The following is a 262-nucleotide window of genomic DNA, read 5'->3' on the forward strand; positions in this document are numbered from 1 at the left end:
AGGGTTTCATCAGTCAAGGCTGTCAGTGCTGACATGGGTTGATCGATAGCAATGAGGGATTCAATGTCGAGCAGGCAGTGGGTGTCTTGTATGGCTTTGACTTTCGGCAGACTTTCTAGCCGGTGGATAGCACGCAGGCCGGATTTGATGTGGCCTTCCGGCAGTGACCAGGCAGCAACTAGGGATAGTGCGGTGGTGTTGATATCGGCGTGCAGGCTGGGCATGGCCCCGACCCAGGTTTTATAGGTGGCCCGGCGGGCTT

Annotated in this window: 1 pseudogene; it reads right to left on the minus strand. The window is 56.5% G+C overall.

Annotation, left to right across the window (positions count from 1 at the left end):
* A pseudogene (locus HMPREF2807_RS01250) lies at positions 1-224 on the minus strand (HNH endonuclease); the annotation flags it as partial.
* Positions 225-262 lie beyond the last annotated feature (38 nt).

The organism is Corynebacterium sp. HMSC074A09 (assembly GCF_001811545.1).
GTDB lineage: Bacteria > Actinomycetota > Actinomycetes > Mycobacteriales > Mycobacteriaceae > Corynebacterium > Corynebacterium hiratae.